This is a genomic window from Curtobacterium flaccumfaciens, assembly GCF_004361695.1.
Lineage (GTDB): Bacteria > Actinomycetota > Actinomycetes > Actinomycetales > Microbacteriaceae > Curtobacterium > Curtobacterium flaccumfaciens_B.
In genome coordinates, this window is sequence record NZ_SNVW01000004.1 from 168,637 (window position 1) to 184,814 (window position 16,178).

Below are 16,178 nucleotides of genomic sequence, written 5' to 3' on the forward strand. Positions count from 1 at the left end.
TCTCGCACGGTTCGTGTCGGCGGACGCCGGGGCCCGCGCGCCGGGGCCCGCCCGCGCCGGGCCCCGCGAACGCGGCGCGATCAGCTCGCGCGGGCCGCCGCCTCGCGGGCCTCCCGGAACGCCTCGACGCACCGCACGACCCGCTCGTCCGTGTGCGCGGCGGACAGCTGCACCCGGATCCGCGCCTTCCCCTTCGGGACCACCGGGTAGCTGAACGCCGTGACGTAGATGCCGCGCGCCTGCATCTCGTCGGCGATCCGGGCGGTCAGGGCGGCGTCGTGGAACATCACGGGGACGATCGGGTGCTCCCCCGGCAGCAGCTCGAACCCGGCCTCGGTCATCAGCGTGCGGAAGCGTTCGGCGTTCGCACGCAGGCGAGCACGGGCGTCGTCGGAGCGTTCGATCAGGTCGAGCGCCGCCACCGTCCCCGCCGCGATCACCGGGGCGAGCGAGTTCGAGAACAGGTACGGCCGCGACCGCTGCCGCAGCAGGTCGACGATCTCGCGGCGTGAGGCCACGTACCCGCCCGACGCCCCGCCGAGCGCCTTGCCGAACGTGCCCGTGTACACGTCGACCCGGTCGGCCACCCCGCAGAGCTCCGGCGTCCCCCGGCCGTGCTCGCCGACGAAGCCGACCGCGTGCGAGTCGTCCACGATCACGAGGGCGTCGTACCGGTCGGCGAGGTCGCAGATCTCGGCGAGCGGAGCGATCGAGCCGTCCATCGAGAAGACGCCGTCGGTGACCACGGCTCGGAACCTGGCGTCCTTCGCGGCGATGAGCTGTGCCTCGAGGTCGGCGACGTCACGGTTCCGGTAGCGGAACCGCTGCGCCTTCGAGAGCCGCACGCCGTCGATGATCGAGGCGTGGTTGAGCTCGTCGGAGATGATCGCGTCCTCTGCGCCGAGCAGGACCTCGAACAGGCCGCCGTTCGCGTCGAAGCACGACGAGTACAGGATCGTCGCCTCGGTGCCGAGGAAGGCCGAGACCCGGCGCTCGAGGTCGAGGTGCAGGTCCTGCGTGCCGCAGATGAACCGCACGCTCGCCATGCCGTAGCCCCAGCGATCGAGGGCGTCCTTCGCCGCGTCGACGAGGTCCGGCGAGTCGGCGAGGCCGAGGTAGTTGTTCGCGCAGAAGTTGAGCAGGTCGAGGCCGTCCGCCTCGATCGCTGCGCGCTGCGGTCCGGCGATGCCGCGCTCCCGCTTCGTCAGACCGGCCGCCTCGATGCCGGTGAGCTCCGCCGTCAGGTGGTCCTTGATCGCGCCGTACATCAGATCTCCGTCCAGTCGATGACGACCTTGCCGCCGTCCGCGCTCGCCGCCGCGGCGAACGCTGCTTCCCAGTCGCGCGCCGCGAACCGTTGGGAGACGATCGAGCCGATGCGCTCGCGCAGCACCGCGCTGGTCTGCAGCATCGAGCTCATCGTCTGCCAGGTCTCGAACATCTCGCGGCCGTAGATGCCCTTCACGGTGAGCATGTGCGTGACGACCTTGCCCCAGTCGACCGCGATCGAGCCGGTCGGCAGCCCGAGCATCGCGATGTGCCCGCCGTGGTTCATGGTCTCGACCATCGAGGGCAGGGCGCTCGGGGCTCCGGACATCTCGAACCCGACGTCGAAGCCCTCGCGCATGCCGAGCCGTTCCTGCGCCGCACGGAGCACGGCCGTGCCGTCCCCGCCGCTCACGTCGACGCCGAGGTCCGCGCCCATCGCGGTCGCCATCGCGAGTCGAGCGGCGCTGACGTCCGTCCCGACCACGAAGCGCGCGCCGGCGTGCCGGGCGACGGCGATCGCCATCAGGCCGATCGGGCCGCACCCGGTGACGAGGACGTCCTCGCCGACCAGCGGGAACGCCAGCGCCGTGTGCACCGCGTTGCCGAGCGGGTCGAACAGCGCGCCGACGTCCGGGTCGACGTCGGTGTGGTGCACCCACACGTTCGCCCCGGGCAGCGTGAGGTACTCCGCGAACGCGCCGTCGCGCTGCACGCCGAGGCCCTTCGTCCGGATGCACATCTGCCGGCGCCCGGCCCGACAGTTCCGGCAGGTGCCGCACACGATGTGCCCCTCGCCGGAGACCTGGTCCCCCACGGCGACGTCGCGGACGGCAGCGCCGACCTCGACCACTTCGCCGAAGAACTCGTGCCCCGGGACGAGCGGCGTCGTCACCGCCGAGGCCGCCCAGTCGTCCCACCGCCGGATGTGCAGGTCCGTCCCGCAGATCCCGGTGCGGAGCACCCGGATGAGGACCTCGTCCTCGGTGGGGACCGGCACCGGCCGTTCCGTCATGGTCAGTCCCGGAGCAGCGTCCGGCTTGTACAGCGCCCTCATCGGCGTCATCCGCGTCACCTCGTCGTGCGTGATGTGTGTCCGTGGCGGCTCGTGACCGCCGTCGACCAGCCTGGCACACGTCGCGCCCACCGCCCGTACATGTCACGTGCACGGCGCGGTTCGGCGCGGTTCGGGCGTCCGTTGCGGGCGCGCAGGAACGACACCGTCGATGTCGCACGACGACAACGTTGTCGTCCGTTGCAGATGCGCGGGAACGACACGCGCGATGTCGCACGACGACAACGTTGTCGTCCGTTGCAGACGCGCACAGTTGCAGCAGCTCGGGAGCGACACCGGCGCTGTCGTACGACGACAACGTTGTCGTCGCACGGCCGGCACGCGCACGCCCGGCACGCGCACGTCCGGCACGGCGCGCGCCCGGCGACGGCCTGGAGGCACGGTGCGCGCCCGCCACGCCGACCGACGACCCGCAGCGCGGAGCCGACCGGGTCAGCCGACCCGCGGCCTGGGTGCGCCGACCGGGTGCGCCGACCGGGTCAGACCTCGCTGAAGGGCTCGGCGTCGTCGAGGCGCACCCGGAGCGCCGGCGCCGCCCGACGACGGTTCCCACCGGGGAGCACCCGCCGCGTCGAGGACCGCCGGATCACCTCGGCCTTGAGCGTCGCCGCGACCTCGGCCCCGTGCGCGTACGGGAACCGCACGATCGCGCGGACCGTCCCCGGGAGCGCGTCGTCCTCGACCGGCACCGGTCCGAGCACCGGCCCCGCCGTGGCACCCTCGAGCGCCTCGACCGCAGCGGTGACGGCCTCGTCCGTGCCGGTCAGCGTCGCCACCCGGACCGCCGGTGGGAAGTGCAGCTCGCGCCGGTCGGTGAGTTCGTCGTGCGCGGGGCCGTCGAGCCGCCACAGCGCCATCGCCGTCGCGAGCTTCCCGCCGATGCCGACGAGGTACGTCTCGGCCCCCGGGGCACCCTTGGCCGCGGCGTTCGTCCAGAAGCGCAGGACGTCCTCCTGCACGCGGAGCCCCTCGCGGGCGAGCATCCGCTCCCCGTCGAGGAGCAGCACGCACGCGTACCCGCCGGGGACCGACGGTTCCGCGCCTCGCGTCGCGACGACGACGGACGGCCGCGCGGGCACCTCGTCGAGCGGCCGGGAGCCGTCGGCGACCACGATCCGGGTCCCGGGGAACGCACGACCGAGCTCGTCCGCGGTGCGCTGCGCCCCCTGGCCGACCGGCTTGACGGTGCCGTTGCCGCACGTCGGGCAGCGGAACCCGACCGCCAGCGCGCCGCAGAACCGGCACTGCGGGGTCGCACCACGGTGCGGGCTGCCGAGCGGTCCGCCGCAGACCCGGCAGTGCGCGCGTTCGCCGCACTCGGCACAGACCAACCCGGTGCCGAATCCGGGGCTCGCGACCTGCACGAGCACGGCGCCGTGCTGGCTCGCCTCCCTCGCGGCACGCCAGGCCGAGCTCGGGATCCGGGCCTGCGCGGCGTAGCCCTCCGCGCCGGTCTGCTGGACCGTCGGGATGACCTTCGGCGTCTTCGCCCGGTACGGGGTGACCTCCTGCAGCCAGTGCAGCTCGACGAGCCGCTGCACGTCGGTGCTCCGCGCGTGCGAGACGAACAGCAGCGCCGCCCCGGACTGCGCGGCACGGACGAGGGCGACGTCGCGCGTGTGCACGTACGGCGCGCGGGGCTCGATGAACGAGGCGTCGCCGTCGTCCCACATCGCGATGAGTCCGAGCTCGGTCGCCGGCGCGTACGCCGCCGTGCGGTTCCCGATCGCGACGACCGCGTGCGTGCGGGCCTGCAGGAGCGCCTTCGCCCGCTGCCCGTTCGTCTGCTTGGCGTCGAACCGGACCACCCGCTCCGGCGGCACCAGCGCGAGGAGCGCCCGCTCGAGGTCGGTCACGTCGCGGAAGTCGGGGACGGCGACGACCGCTGACTGCTCGGCCGCCAGGGTGTTCGCCGCCGCCTGCGCGATCGTGGCGGCCCATCCGGGGACCCAGACGGCGTCGTCCCCGTCACCGAGCGCGACGGGGTGGGGAACGGCGGCGACCGCAGCCCGCCCGTGGTCGGCGACCAGTGCCTCCAGGACGCCCTCGGCGTAGCCGGTGACGGGCGGAGCGATCACCGGCGGGGGCGACCACGCGGTGTCACGCGCGAGCCACGCCTTCTCGGCGCGGACCTGCCGCGTCGGGACCGCGAGCCGGAGCACGTCGGACGCGACGCCGGCCGCGCGGTCGGCGACGGCCCGCGCGAGCGTCCAGATCTCCGGCGCGAGCACCGGGACGGGCGACACCAGGGTCTCGATCGCGCTGAGCTCCCCGGGGTAGGAACCCTCGGTGACGAGCTCGACGACGTAGGCGTCCGACATCCGTGCGCCGGTGCGGAGCGGGACCTTGACGCGGACCCCCGGCACGCAGTCGTCCTCGAGCTCGGCCGGCACCCGGTAGTCGAACAGACGGTCCAACTGCGGGAGCGGCGAGTCGAGGACGACGCGCGCGACGGTGGTCACGCAGTGCCTCAGACGGCGGCGGCGACGAGTCCTGCGGCGGCGCGGAGTTCCTCGACGCGGTCGAGCTGCTCCCAGGTGAACCCGGGGAGCTCACGGCCGAAGTGCCCGTAGGTCGCGGTCTTCGCGTAGATCGGGCGGAGCAGGTCGAGGTCGCGGATGATCGCGGCCGGACGCAGGTCGAACACCTGGCGGATCGCCGCTTCGATCGTGGCGTCGTCGACGTGCCCGGTGCCGAACGACTCGACGTACAGCCCGACGGGGGCGGCGCGGCCGATCGCGTAGGCGACCTGTACTTCGAGCCGGTCGGCGAGGCCCGCGGCGACGGCGTTCTTCGCGACCCACCGGAGCGCGTACGCCGCCGAACGGTCCACCTTCGACGGGTCCTTGCCGCTGAACGCGCCACCACCGTGGCGGGAGGCCCCGCCGTAGGTGTCGACGATGACCTTGCGGCCGGTGAGGCCGGCGTCGCCCTGCGGGCCGCCGATCTCGAAGCGGCCGGTCGGGTTCACGATGACGTCGACGTGCGACGAGTCGAGGTCGACCAGGTCGAGGACCGGACGGATCACGTGCTCGGTGACGGCTGCGGTGAGCTCGTCGAGCGTGACGGCGGGCGAGTGCTGCGTGGAGAGCACGACGGTCTCGACGGTCTTCGGCACGACGCCGTCGTAGCCGACGGTGACCTGGGTCTTGCCGTCGGGACGCAGGAACGTCAGCAACCCGGACTTGCGGACCTCGGACAGGCGCTCGGCCAGGCGGTGCGCCAGCCAGATCGCGACCGGCATGTACTCCGGGGTCTCGTTCGTCGCGAAGCCGAACATGATGCCCTGGTCACCGGCGCCCTGGCGGTCGAGGGGGTCGACGCCGGCGCCGGAGCGCGCGTCGAGCGACTCGTCCACGCCCTGGGCGATGTCCGGCGACTGCGCCCCGATGGAGACCTCGACGCCACAGGTGTGACCGTCGAAGGAGACCTCGGACGAGTTGTAGCCGATGCCCGTGATGACGTCACGGACGAGCTTCGGGATCTCGACGTAGCCGGAGGTGGTGACCTCGCCGGCGACGTGCACGAGCCCGGTGGTGACCATGGTCTCGACGGCGACGCGCGCGTGCGGGTCGACCGTCAGCAGTGCGTCGAGGATCGTGTCCGAGATCTGGTCGCAGATCTTGTCGGGGTGCCCCTCCGTCACCGACTCGGACGTGAAGAGGCGCAGAGCAGCTGCAGTCACCGCGGTCAGTCGGCGGGCTGCTGCTGCTTGGTGACGGTGAGCTTGTCCTCGTTGATCTCGTGCAGCGCCACGGACAGCGGCTTGTCGTCAATCGTCGAGTCGACGAGCGGCCCGACGTTGTCGAAGAGCGAGCCCTCGTGCAGGTCGGCGTAGTAGTCGTTGATCTGGCGCGCACGCTTCGAGGCGAAGATGACGAGCGCGTACTTCGACTCCACCTTGGCGAGCAGGTCGTCGATGGGCGGGTCGATGATGCCCTGGGGGTTGGCCATGGTGTCTCCTGTCGACAGGGGGAAGAACGGACGCCCGTCAGGGCGCAGAGAACAAGTCTACGACCTCGCGTGCCGCGGTGCCGACATCGGAGTTCACGATGCGCACGTCGAACTCGTCCTGGGCGGCCAGTTCGACCTTCGCGGTGTCGAGTCGGCGGGCCTGTTCCTCGGCGGACTCGGTGCCGCGGCCGATGAGCCGGCGGACGAGTTCCTCCCACGAGGGCGGCAGCAGGAACACCAGGACCGCCTCGGGCATGGCGTCACGCACCTGGCGGGCACCCTGCAGGTCGATCTCGAGCATCACCTTGTCGCCGGCGTCGAGCGCGCGGTCGATCGGCGGACGCGGGGTGCCGTACCGGTACGAGTTGTGCACGGTCGCCCACTCGAGGAGCTCGCGGTCGCGGATCATCCGGTCGAACTCGTCGTCGTCGACGAAGTAGTAGTGCACGCCGTCGACCTCGCCGGGGCGGGGCTTCCGGGTCGTCGCCGACACGCTGAGGTTCACGTCCGGGTACTGCTCGCGGATGTACGCGCTGACCGTGCCCTTGCCGACCGCGGTGGGTCCGGCCAGGACGACGAGCTTCGACGTCCCGCGCTTCCGGCCGCGCGCGGCGAGCCAGTCCGCCAGCTCCGAGCGCTGCCGCGTGCCGAGGCCGCCCAGGCGCTTCGACGGTGCGATGCGCAGTCCGCCCATGATCGTCTCGGCGCGGGCCGGTCCGATGCCGGGCAGGCTCGTCAACAGGTCACGGACCCGCAGGGACTTCTCGGCGGGCGCCTCGGCATCGGACCACGCCAGGCGGGCGACCTCGAGCGCGGACCGCTCCCCCGACGCGATCGCGGCCTTGACCGCCGCGCGGGCACGACGGGCGGCCACCGCGGCCTGGGCTGCGGCGACCCGGTCGACCTCGGGCGGGTTGCGGTGGGCGGGCAGGCCCTCGCGGTCCGACGTCATGCGGCGGCCCCCAGCGCGGCGCGGATGCGCTCGGCACGGTCGGCGACGAGCGCCGCGACCCCGTCGGGGCCGTCGGTGAGGAGCCCGCGGGACTCGCTGACGAGCACCTGCTCGGCACGGGCGCCGTACAGCGCACGGAGGTCCTCGATGCGGGCGCCCTGGGCACCGAAGCCCGGGGCGAGGACCGGCGCGGTGCCGATCGCCGCCGCGTCGATGCCGAAGTCGTCGAGGTCGAGGGTCGCGCCGAGCACGAGCCCGACGTCGCCGAGGGGCTGGTCGCCGCCGGCCCGGTTGTCGTCTGCCACACTCAAGACGATACCGGCAGCCACGCTGTGTCCCGCCCACGGCCCCTCGGCGAGGACCGCGGTCTGCAGCACCCGGGCCTCCGGGTTGCTGGTGGCCGCCAGCACGAACACGCCCGCACCGTTCCGGCGCGCGACCGCCACCGTGCCGGCGAGCGACCCGTAGCCGAGGTACGGCGAGACCGTCATCGCGTCGGCCCCGAACGGCCCGTCACGGTCCAGCCACGCGAGCGCGTAGTCGTCCCCCGTCGTCCCGATGTCGCCGCGTTTGACGTCGGCGACGACCAGGAGGCCCGCATCACGTGCCCGACGGATCGTCGCGTCGAGCGCACGGTAGCCCGCGACCCCCGCCGCCTCGAAGAAGGCGACCTGCGGCTTGACGATCGCGGCGCGGCCGGCGGCCGCGTCCACGAGGGTCGCGCCGAAGGCCGTCAGGCCGGCCTCGTCGCGTCCGAGCCCCCACGCCGCCAGGGTGGCGGCGTGGGGGTCGATGCCGACGCAGAGGGCGGAACGCGACCCGATGGCGGCGGCGAGCCGGACACCGAAGGAGGCCGTGCCTCCTGGCTGGACCGTGTCCACGTCGGCAGCCGTCACCAGGTCGCGCGCTCGAGCGCGTAGTCCTGCAGGCTCCGCACACTGTGCGGCGAACCGATCGTCTCGATCGCCGCGACGGCGGCCCCGAGCTGCGCGATCGTCGTGAACAGCGGCTTGTCCGCCGCGACCGTCGCCGCACGGATCTCGTACCCGTCCGCACGACCGGCGGCACCCGACGGCGTGTTGATGACGATGTCGACCTCGTTGCGGGCCAGCAGGTCGACGACGCTCTCGCCGCCCTCGCTGTACTTGCCGACCAGCGTGACCGCGATGCCGTTGCGCTGGAGCACCTCGGCGGTGCCCTCGGTCGCGGTGATCGTGAACCCGAGCTGCTGCAGGCGGTGCACCGGCAGCACGACCTGGCGCTTGTCGGTGTCGGCGACGCTCACGAACACGGTGCCGCTCGTCGGCAGGCCCCCGTACGCGGCTTCCTGCGACTTGAGGAACGCCCGCGGGAAGTCGCGGTCGATGCCCATGACCTCACCGGTGGAGCGCATCTCGGGGCTGAGCACCGAGTCGACGACCTGGCCCTCGCGGGTGCGGAAGCGCCGGAAGGGCAGCACGGCTTCCTTGACCGCGATCGGCGACTGCATCGGCACGAAGGCGCCGTCGCGTGCGGGCAGGAGTCCCTCGTCGACGAGCGCGGCGATGGTCGTGCCGGTCATGATGCGGGACGCGGCCTTCGCCAGCGGGATGCCGAGTGCCTTCGAGACGAACGGCACGGTGCGGCTGGCGCGGGGGTTCGCCTCGAGGACGTAGAGCACGCCCGCGCCGATCGCGAACTGCACGTTGAGCAGCCCCTGGACGCCGATGCCGCGGGCGATCTTCTCGGTCGCGTCGACGACGCCCTGGATCTCGGCGCGCCCGAGGCCGACCGGGGGCAGGGTGCAGGCGGAGTCGCCGGAGTGGATGCCCGCCTCTTCGAGGTGCTCCATGATGCCGCCGATGTAGAGCCGCTCACCGTCGAAGAGCGCGTCGACGTCGATCTCCACCGCGTCGTCGAGGAAGCGGTCGACCAGCAGCGGGAGCTCCGGGCCGATGATCGCCTGATCGGCCATCCGGTCGAAGTAGTCGGCGAGGGTCGCGGTGTCGTAGACGATCTCCATGCCGCGGCCGCCGAGCACGAACGACGGGCGGACGAGGACCGGGTAGCCGATCTCCTCGGCCACCGCGGTCGCGCTGGCGAGGTCGTGGGCGGTGCCGTTCCGGGGCGCGAGCAGGCCGGCCTGGTCGAGGATGGCGGAGAACTGCCCGCGCTCCTCGGCGGAGTCGATCGCAGCTGGCGAGGTGCCCAGGATCGGGATGCCGGCGGCCTCGAGCGGCTTCGCGAGCCCGAGGGCGGTCTGGCCGCCGAGCTGCACGACGACGCCGACGAGCTCGCCGGACGCGGCCTCGGCCTCGATGACCTCGAGGACGTCCTCGGTGGTGAGCGGCTCGAAGTACAGGCGGTCCGAGGTGTCGTAGTCGGTGGAGACGGTCTCCGGGTTGCAGTTGATCATGATCGTCTCGAACCCGGCGGCACTCAGCGCGAAGGAGGCGTGCACGCAGGAGTAGTCGAACTCGACGCCCTGCCCGATGCGGTTCGGGCCGGAGCCGAGGATGACGACCTTCTTGCGGTCGCTCGGGACGACCTCGGTCTCGGTGTCGTACGACGAGTAGTGGTACGGCGTCAGGGCCGGGAACTCGCCGGCGCAGGTGTCGACGGTCTTGAACACCGGACGGATGCCCGCGGCGTGCCGGGCGTCGCGCGCGGCCTGTTCGGTGATGCCCCGCAGCGACGCGATCTGGATGTCGCTGAAGCCGTGCTCCTTCGCCCAGCGCAGGGTGTCGGCGTCGAGGGTCTCGGCGTCCCGCACCTCGGCCGCGACCTCGTTGATGAGGACGATCTGGTCGATGAACCACGGGTCGATCTTCGTCGCCTCGAACACCTCTTCCGCGGTGGCACCGGCGACGAGCGCCTGCTGCACCGTGACGATGCGGCCGTCCATCGGGATCGCGGACTTCTCGAGCAGAGCGGTCTTGTCGAGCTCGGCCGCCGGGACGTCCCAGTGGAAGCTCGAACCGCGCTTCTCGAGGCTCCGGAGGGACTTCTGCAGCGCGGTCGCGTAGTTGCGGCCGATCGCCATCGCCTCGCCGACGCTCTTCATCGTGGTGGTCAGGGTGGCGTCGGCGGCGGGGAACTTCTCGAACGCGAACCGCGGGGTCTTCACGACCACGTAGTCGAGGGTCGGCTCGAAGCTCGCCGGGGTGACGCGGGTGATGTCGTTCTCGATCTCGTCGAGGCGGTACCCGATGGCGAGCTTCGCGGCGATCTTGGCGATCGGGAAGCCCGTCGCCTTCGACGCGAGGGCCGACGAGCGGGACACGCGCGGGTTCATCTCGATGACGATGACGCGGCCGTTCGACGGGTCGACGGCGAACTGGATGTTGCAGCCGCCGGTGTCGACACCGACGCGACGGATGATGTCGATGCCGATGTTCCGCATGTTCTGGTACTCGCGGTCGGTCAGCGTCAGCGCCGGGGCGACGGTGATCGAGTCGCCGGTGTGCACGCCGACCGGGTCGACGTTCTCGATCGAGCAGATCACGACGGTGTTGTCGTAGTTGTCCCGCATCAGCTCGAGCTCGTACTCCTTCCACCCGAGGATGGACTCCTCGAGCAGGACCTCCGTCGTCGGGCTGGACTGCAGTCCGTCCCCGACGAAGCGGATGAGCTCTTCCTCGTTGTAGGCGAAGCCGGAGCCGAGACCGCCCATGGTGAAGGACGGGCGGACGACGAGCGGGTAGCCGAGGTCCTTCGCGAACTCGATCGCCTCGTCGAGCGTGTGTGCGATGTGGCTCCGTGCGACGTCCGCGCCGGACTCGAGCACGAGCTCCTTGAAGAGCTGCCGGTCCTCGCCGCGCTGGATCGCGTCGACCTTGGCGCCGATGAGCTCCACGCCGTACTTGTCGAGGATGCCCTCGGCGTCGAGCTTGATGGCGGCGTTCAGGGCGGTCTGGCCACCGAGCGTCGGCAACACGGCGTCCGGGCGCTCGATCTTGATGATCTCCTCGAGCGACGGGCTCGTGATGGGCTCGATGTAGGTCGCGTCGGCGAAGTCCGGGTCGGTCATGATCGTCGCCGGGTTCGGGTTGACGAGGATCACGCGGACGCCCTCGGCGCGGAGGACGCGGCACGCCTGGGTGCCGGAGTAGTCGAACTCGGCGGCCTGCCCGATGACGATGGGGCCGGATCCGATGACGAGGACGGAGTTGATGTCTGCGCGCTTGGGCATCAGTTCGCTTCCTTGGTGATGTCTGCTGCCGGGGTGGTGGCGTCGGCGGTGGCCGGGTCGAGCGGCTGTCCGTCGCGGCGCTCGCGCACGAGGTCGGCGAACCGGTCGAAGAGGTACATGCTGTCGTGCGGGCCGGCAGCCGCCTCGGGGTGGTACTGCACGCTGAACGCGGGCACGTCGAGGGCGCGGAGGCCCTCGACCACGTTGTCGTTGAGCGAGTAGTGCGAGACCTCGACGCGACCGAAGCCCGCCGGGGACTCAAGGACCTCGCCGAGCGGGGCGTCGACCGCGAAGCCGTGGTTCTGGCTCGTGATCTCGACCTTGCCGGTGACGGTGTCGAGCACCGGCTGGTTGATGCCGCGGTGCCCGAACGGCAGCTTGTAGGTGCCGAAGCCGAGCGCCCGGCCGAGCAGCTGGTTGCCGAAGCAGATGCCGAAGAACGGGCGGCCCGTGCGCAGGCTGTCCTGCAGCAGTTCGACCTGCGCGTCCGAGGCGGCGGGGTCGCCGGGGCCGTTCGAGTAGAAGAGCGCGTCCGGAGCCAGCGCTTCCAGCTCCGCCGCGGTGATGTCCTGCGGCACGACGTGCACCTCGAACCCGCGCTGCGCGAGGTAGCGGGTGGTCGACGCCTTCACGCCGAGGTCGAGCACGGCCAGCCGGCCGATCTGCTCGCCGACGGCGGGGATCACGTAGGTCTCCGGCGTCGAGACGATCGACGAGAAACTCGCGCCGGCCATCGTCGCCTGCGACCGGACAGCGTCGAGCTGCGACGCCGCCGGCAGCGCCGCGTCCGCGCCGCTGAACACGCCGCCCTTCATCGCCCCGGCGTCGCGGATCCGGCGGGTGAGCGCACGGGTGTCGATGCCGGAGATCCCGACGATGCCGTCGCGCACCAGGTGCTCGTCGAGCGAGGCGTTCGCGCGGTGGTTCGACACCACGCGGCTGGGGTCGCGCACGACGTAGCCGGCGACCCAGATGCGCCGGGACTCGGGGTCCTCGTCGTTCACCCCGGTGTTGCCGATGTGCGGCGCGGTCTGCACCACGATCTGCCCGGCGTAGGACGGGTCGGTCAGCGTCTCCTGGTACCCGGTCATGCCGGTCGCGAAGACCACCTCGCCGAGCGTGCGCCCGCGGGCGCCGTAGGCCCAGCCGTCGTACCGGGTGCCGTCTTCGAGGACCAGTACGGCCCGTTCGCGTGTCATCAGTTCGTCCCTTCGCCCGCGGTGTGCGGGTGTTCGTGCTTCGTCGACAGTCCCTGCAGGGCGACGAGCGCTGCTGCGTCGTCCTCCGGGAACCGGAAGTAGGTGTCGAGGTCCGTCGCTCCTGCGGCGCCGGTCGCCGTCCATCGCAGACGGACCAGTCCCCCGGGCTCGACCACGCGGTCGATGGCCCACGTGGCGCGGTCGGCGCCGCGGACGGCGTCGGCTGCGATCCACCGGTCGGGGGTGCCGGCGTGGTGCAGGACCACGCCGGTCTCGTGGACGGTCACGCCGCCGCGGCCCCGGAACCCGAGACCGCCCGCCGTGATCCGTTCGAGGGGCTGGTCGGCGCGGGTCGTCGCGACGGTGAACCCGTCCCACGACCCGGCTGCCGGACCGAGCGTGGTCGGCACGGGGACGGGAGGCACGGCTTCCGCCTGCTTCCTGGCCCGCGTCCGCCAGGTGCGCACCATGGCGACGAACAGCAGGGCGACGAGGGCGAGGATGATCCCGCCCTCGAGCCAGCGCAAGCCGTCACCGCTCATGCCGTCGCCGCCGTCCGCGTGGCACGGGCGTGGCCGGCGATCGTCTCGGCGTCGACGACCTGGCCGTCGAGCACCGTGGCGTACCCGTGGTGGAACGTCGCGACGACGCGACCGGGGAGCCGCATGCCGAGGTACGGGGAGTTCTGCGACTGCCCGGCGAGGTCGGTGACCGCGAACTCGCGGACCGCCGACGGGTCGTACAGCGTGATCTCGGCGGGGGCACCCTCGGCGATCCGCTGACCGTGGCCCTCGACCTGCCCGATCCGGGCCGGCGCCTCGGACAGCACCCGGGCGATGTCGGCCCAGTCGAGGAGTCCCTGCTCGACGACGGCGGCCTGCACGACGCTGAGCGCCGACTCGAGGCCGACCATGCCGTTCGCCGCGGCCGGCCACTCGCAGCACTTCGCCTCGGCGGTGTGCGGGGCGTGGTCGGTGGCGACGATGTCGATCGTGCCGTCGGCCAGGGCACCCCGGAGCGCGTCGACGTCCTCGCGGGAGCGCAGCGGCGGGTTGACCTTGTACCGCGCGTCGTAGCCCGCGGCGCCGTCGCGACCGGCGATGAGGTCCTCGGTGAGGATCAGGTGGTGCGGCGTGACCTCGGCCGTGACGTCGATGCCGCGGGACTTCGCCCAGCGGATCACCTCGACGCTGCCGGCGGTGGAGACGTGGCAGACGTGCAGCCGTGCCCCGACGTGGTCGGCGAGCAGGACGTCGCGGGCGATGATCGCCTCTTCGGCGACGGCGGGCCAGCCCGCGAGCCCGAGCTCCGACGACAGCCGGCCCTCGTTCATCTGGGCGCCGATCGTCAGCCGCGGCTCCTGCGCGTGCTGCGCGAGCACCCCGCCGAAGCCCTTGATGTACTCGAGCGCGCGGCGCATCAGGAGCGGGTCCGCCACGCACGAACCGTCGTCCGAGAACACCCGGACCTTCGCGCGGGAGGTCGCCATCGCCCCGATCTCGGACAGGTGCGTGCCCTGCAGCCCCTGCGAGACGGCGCCGATCGGGCGGACCGTCACGTAGCCGGCGTCGTCACCGAGCGCCTGCACCTGCTCGACCACACCGGCGGTGTCCGCGACCGGGCTCGAGTTCGCCATCGCGTTCACCGCGGTGAAGCCGCCGGCGGCCGCGGCACGCGAGCCGGTGAGGACCGTCTCGGATTCCTCGTGACCGGGCTCGCGCAGGTGGGTGTGGAGGTCCACGAGGCCGGGGAGGGCGATGAGCCCGTCCGCATCGACGATCGTGGCGCCGGCCGCGTCGAGACCGGACCCGACCGCGGAGACGCGCCGTCCCTCCAGGCGGATGTCGGCACGCGAGCCGTCGACCAGCTGCGCGCCGCGGATGAGGTGGGCGGTCATGCGACGGTCTCCTTCGGTGCTGCTGCGTTCGTGTGCGTGCTCGTCGTCTCGCGGCTCGTCGTGTCGCGGCTCGTCGTGTCGGTCCCGGTCAGGGCCAGGTAGAGGACGGCCATCCGGACCGACACGCCGTTCTCGACCTGCTCGACGACGGTCGAGCGGGGGTCGTCGGCGGCGACGCCGGCGATCTCGAGCCCGCGGTTCATCGGGCCGGGGTGCATGATCAGGGTCCGTTCCGACAGCCGGGCGAACCGGCTCGCGGTGAGGCCCCAGTGCCGGGTGTACTCGCGCGGGTTCGGGAAGAACGCGTCGTTCATCCGCTCCTGCTGGATCCGGAGGGTCATCACGACGTCCGGGTCCTCGGCCAGCGCGACGTCGAGGTCGTGGTGCACCGCGGCACCGAACGGCGTGCTCGTGGCGGGGAGCAGCGTGGGCGGCGCGGCGAACGTGACACTCGCGCCGAGGGTGCGGAGGAGCCACGCGTTGCTGCGGGCGACCCGGCTGTGCAGGACGTCGCCGACGATGAGCACGCGGACGCCGTCGAGCGCCTGCCCGCGGCTCCCGGAGCCGTGCAGCCGCCGGCGCATCGTGAACGCGTCGAGCAGCGCCTGGGTGGGGTGCTCGTGCGTGCCGTCGCCGGCGTTCACGACGGGCACGTCGATCCAGTCGGCGTCGGCGAGGACCCGGGGTGCACCGGACGCGCCGTGCCGCAGCACGATGCCGTCGATGCCCATCGCCCCGAGCGTCTGCACGGTGTCCTTGAGCGATTCCCCCTTCGAGACGCTCGAGCCCTTCGCGGCGAAGTTGAGGACGTCTGCCGACAGGCGCTTCGCGGCGGCCTCGAACGAGATGCGGGTGCGGGTGGAGTCCTCGAAGAAGAGGTTCACGACCGTCTTGCCGCGGAGGGCCGGGAGCTTCCGGACCTCGCGCGTGTTGACCTCGGCCATCTCCTCGGCGACGTCGAGGATGTGGATCGCCTCGGCGCGGGAGAGGTCGGCGGTGGAGAGCAGGTGCTTCACGAGGTGACCCCCTGCGTCCGGTCCGGAGCGGTCGAGGCGCTGGGCGACTCGGCTTGCTCGATCACGACCTCGTCGGTGCCGTCGGTCTCGGTGAGACGGAGGGTGACCCGCTCGTCGGACGCCGTCGGCAGGTTCTTGCCGACGTGGTCCGCGCGGATCGGGAGCTCGCGGTGCCCGCGGTCGACGAGGACGGCGAGCCGGACCGCGCGCGGCCGGCCGATGCCCTGCAGCGCGTCGAGCGCTGCCCGGACCGTCCGGCCGGAGTAGAGCACGTCGTCGACGAGCACGACGACCTTGCCGTCGATGCCGCTCGCGGGGATCGTCGTGCGCTGCGGTGCCCGGCCGATGCCGTGCCCGAGGTCGTCGCGGTGCATCGTGACGTCGAGCGTGCCGACGCGGGAGCTGCCGGCCGTCCAGTCGGGCTCGATCTCCGCCAGGATGCGGTCGAGCCGCTCGGCCAGGACGGCACCCCGTGTCGGGATGCCCAGGAGCACCAGGTCCGAGGCACCGTGGTTGGCCTCGAGGATCTCGTGCGCGATGCGTGTCAGAGCACGCGTGATGTCGGAGTGCTGCAGGACCGTTCTGGTACCCACGCCGACCTCCTTCCCCGCCTCACCGGACGGACTTAAAGGATGCTGACGTGGTCAA

General features: G+C 72.3%; 13 protein-coding genes. All 13 read right to left on the bottom strand.

Translation table 11 applies throughout. The features are described 5' to 3' along the window. Positions 1-80 precede the first annotated feature (80 nt). A complete protein-coding gene (locus tag EDF64_RS07650) occupies positions 81-1,268 on the bottom strand; it encodes a glycine C-acetyltransferase (protein WP_133519434.1) in 1,188 nt (395 codons plus the stop codon). Continuing rightward, a complete protein-coding gene (gene tdh / locus EDF64_RS07655) occupies positions 1,268-2,323 on the bottom strand; it encodes an L-threonine 3-dehydrogenase (RefSeq protein ID WP_133519601.1) in 1,056 nt (351 codons plus the stop codon). Before tdh ends, EDF64_RS07650 begins: the two co-directional genes overlap by 1 nt. 497 nt (positions 2,324-2,820) lie before the next feature. After that, positions 2,821-4,803 (bottom strand): primosomal protein N', encoded by a 1,983-nt coding sequence (locus tag EDF64_RS07660; RefSeq protein ID WP_133519435.1) that lies wholly within the window; start codon positions 4,801-4,803, stop codon positions 2,821-2,823. Between the two features lie 8 nt (positions 4,804-4,811). Next, positions 4,812-6,026 carry a methionine adenosyltransferase gene (metK, locus tag EDF64_RS07665; protein WP_133519436.1) on the bottom strand — a complete coding sequence of 405 codons (1,215 nt, stop codon included), beginning with the start codon at positions 6,024-6,026 and terminating at the stop codon, positions 4,812-4,814. 5 nt (positions 6,027-6,031) lie between these two features. After that, on the bottom strand, positions 6,032-6,295 hold the full coding sequence (gene rpoZ, locus EDF64_RS07670) for a DNA-directed RNA polymerase subunit omega (RefSeq protein WP_071249552.1): 264 nt from the start codon (positions 6,293-6,295) through the stop codon (positions 6,032-6,034). A 37-nt stretch (positions 6,296-6,332) separates the two neighbouring features. Further along, positions 6,333-7,247 (bottom strand): guanylate kinase, encoded by a 915-nt coding sequence (gene gmk / locus EDF64_RS07675; protein WP_133519437.1) that lies wholly within the window; start codon positions 7,245-7,247, stop codon positions 6,333-6,335. Next, on the bottom strand, positions 7,244-8,128 hold the full coding sequence (gene pyrF / locus EDF64_RS07680; protein ID WP_243736290.1) for an orotidine-5'-phosphate decarboxylase: 885 nt from the start codon (positions 8,126-8,128) through the stop codon (positions 7,244-7,246). Before pyrF ends, gmk begins: the two co-directional genes overlap by 4 nt. A gap of 11 nt (positions 8,129-8,139) precedes the next feature. Next, the gene (gene carB / locus EDF64_RS07685) at positions 8,140-11,418 is read right to left on the bottom strand and encodes a carbamoyl-phosphate synthase large subunit (protein ID WP_133519439.1); all 3,279 of its coding nucleotides are present in this window, start codon (positions 11,416-11,418) and stop codon (positions 8,140-8,142) included. After that, positions 11,418-12,617: a glutamine-hydrolyzing carbamoyl-phosphate synthase small subunit gene (gene carA / locus EDF64_RS07690; RefSeq protein WP_133519440.1), complete on the bottom strand. Its 1,200-nt coding sequence runs from the start codon at positions 12,615-12,617 to the stop codon at positions 11,418-11,420. The genes carB and carA overlap by 1 nt, the downstream gene beginning before the upstream one ends. Next, positions 12,617-13,159: a hypothetical protein gene (locus EDF64_RS07695; protein ID WP_133519441.1), complete on the bottom strand. Its 543-nt coding sequence runs from the start codon at positions 13,157-13,159 to the stop codon at positions 12,617-12,619. The genes carA and EDF64_RS07695 overlap by 1 nt, the downstream gene beginning before the upstream one ends. Then, positions 13,156-14,514 (bottom strand): dihydroorotase, encoded by a 1,359-nt coding sequence (locus EDF64_RS07700; RefSeq protein WP_133519442.1) that lies wholly within the window; start codon positions 14,512-14,514, stop codon positions 13,156-13,158. The genes EDF64_RS07695 and EDF64_RS07700 overlap by 4 nt, the downstream gene beginning before the upstream one ends. After that, a complete protein-coding gene (locus EDF64_RS07705) occupies positions 14,511-15,530 on the bottom strand; it encodes an aspartate carbamoyltransferase catalytic subunit (protein ID WP_133519443.1) in 1,020 nt (339 codons plus the stop codon). The genes EDF64_RS07700 and EDF64_RS07705 overlap by 4 nt, the downstream gene beginning before the upstream one ends. Then, complete coding sequence (gene pyrR / locus EDF64_RS07710; RefSeq protein ID WP_133519444.1) at positions 15,527-16,123, bottom strand: bifunctional pyr operon transcriptional regulator/uracil phosphoribosyltransferase PyrR; 597 nt, start codon at positions 16,121-16,123, stop codon at positions 15,527-15,529. Before pyrR ends, EDF64_RS07705 begins: the two co-directional genes overlap by 4 nt. Positions 16,124-16,178: the final 55 nt, after the last annotated feature.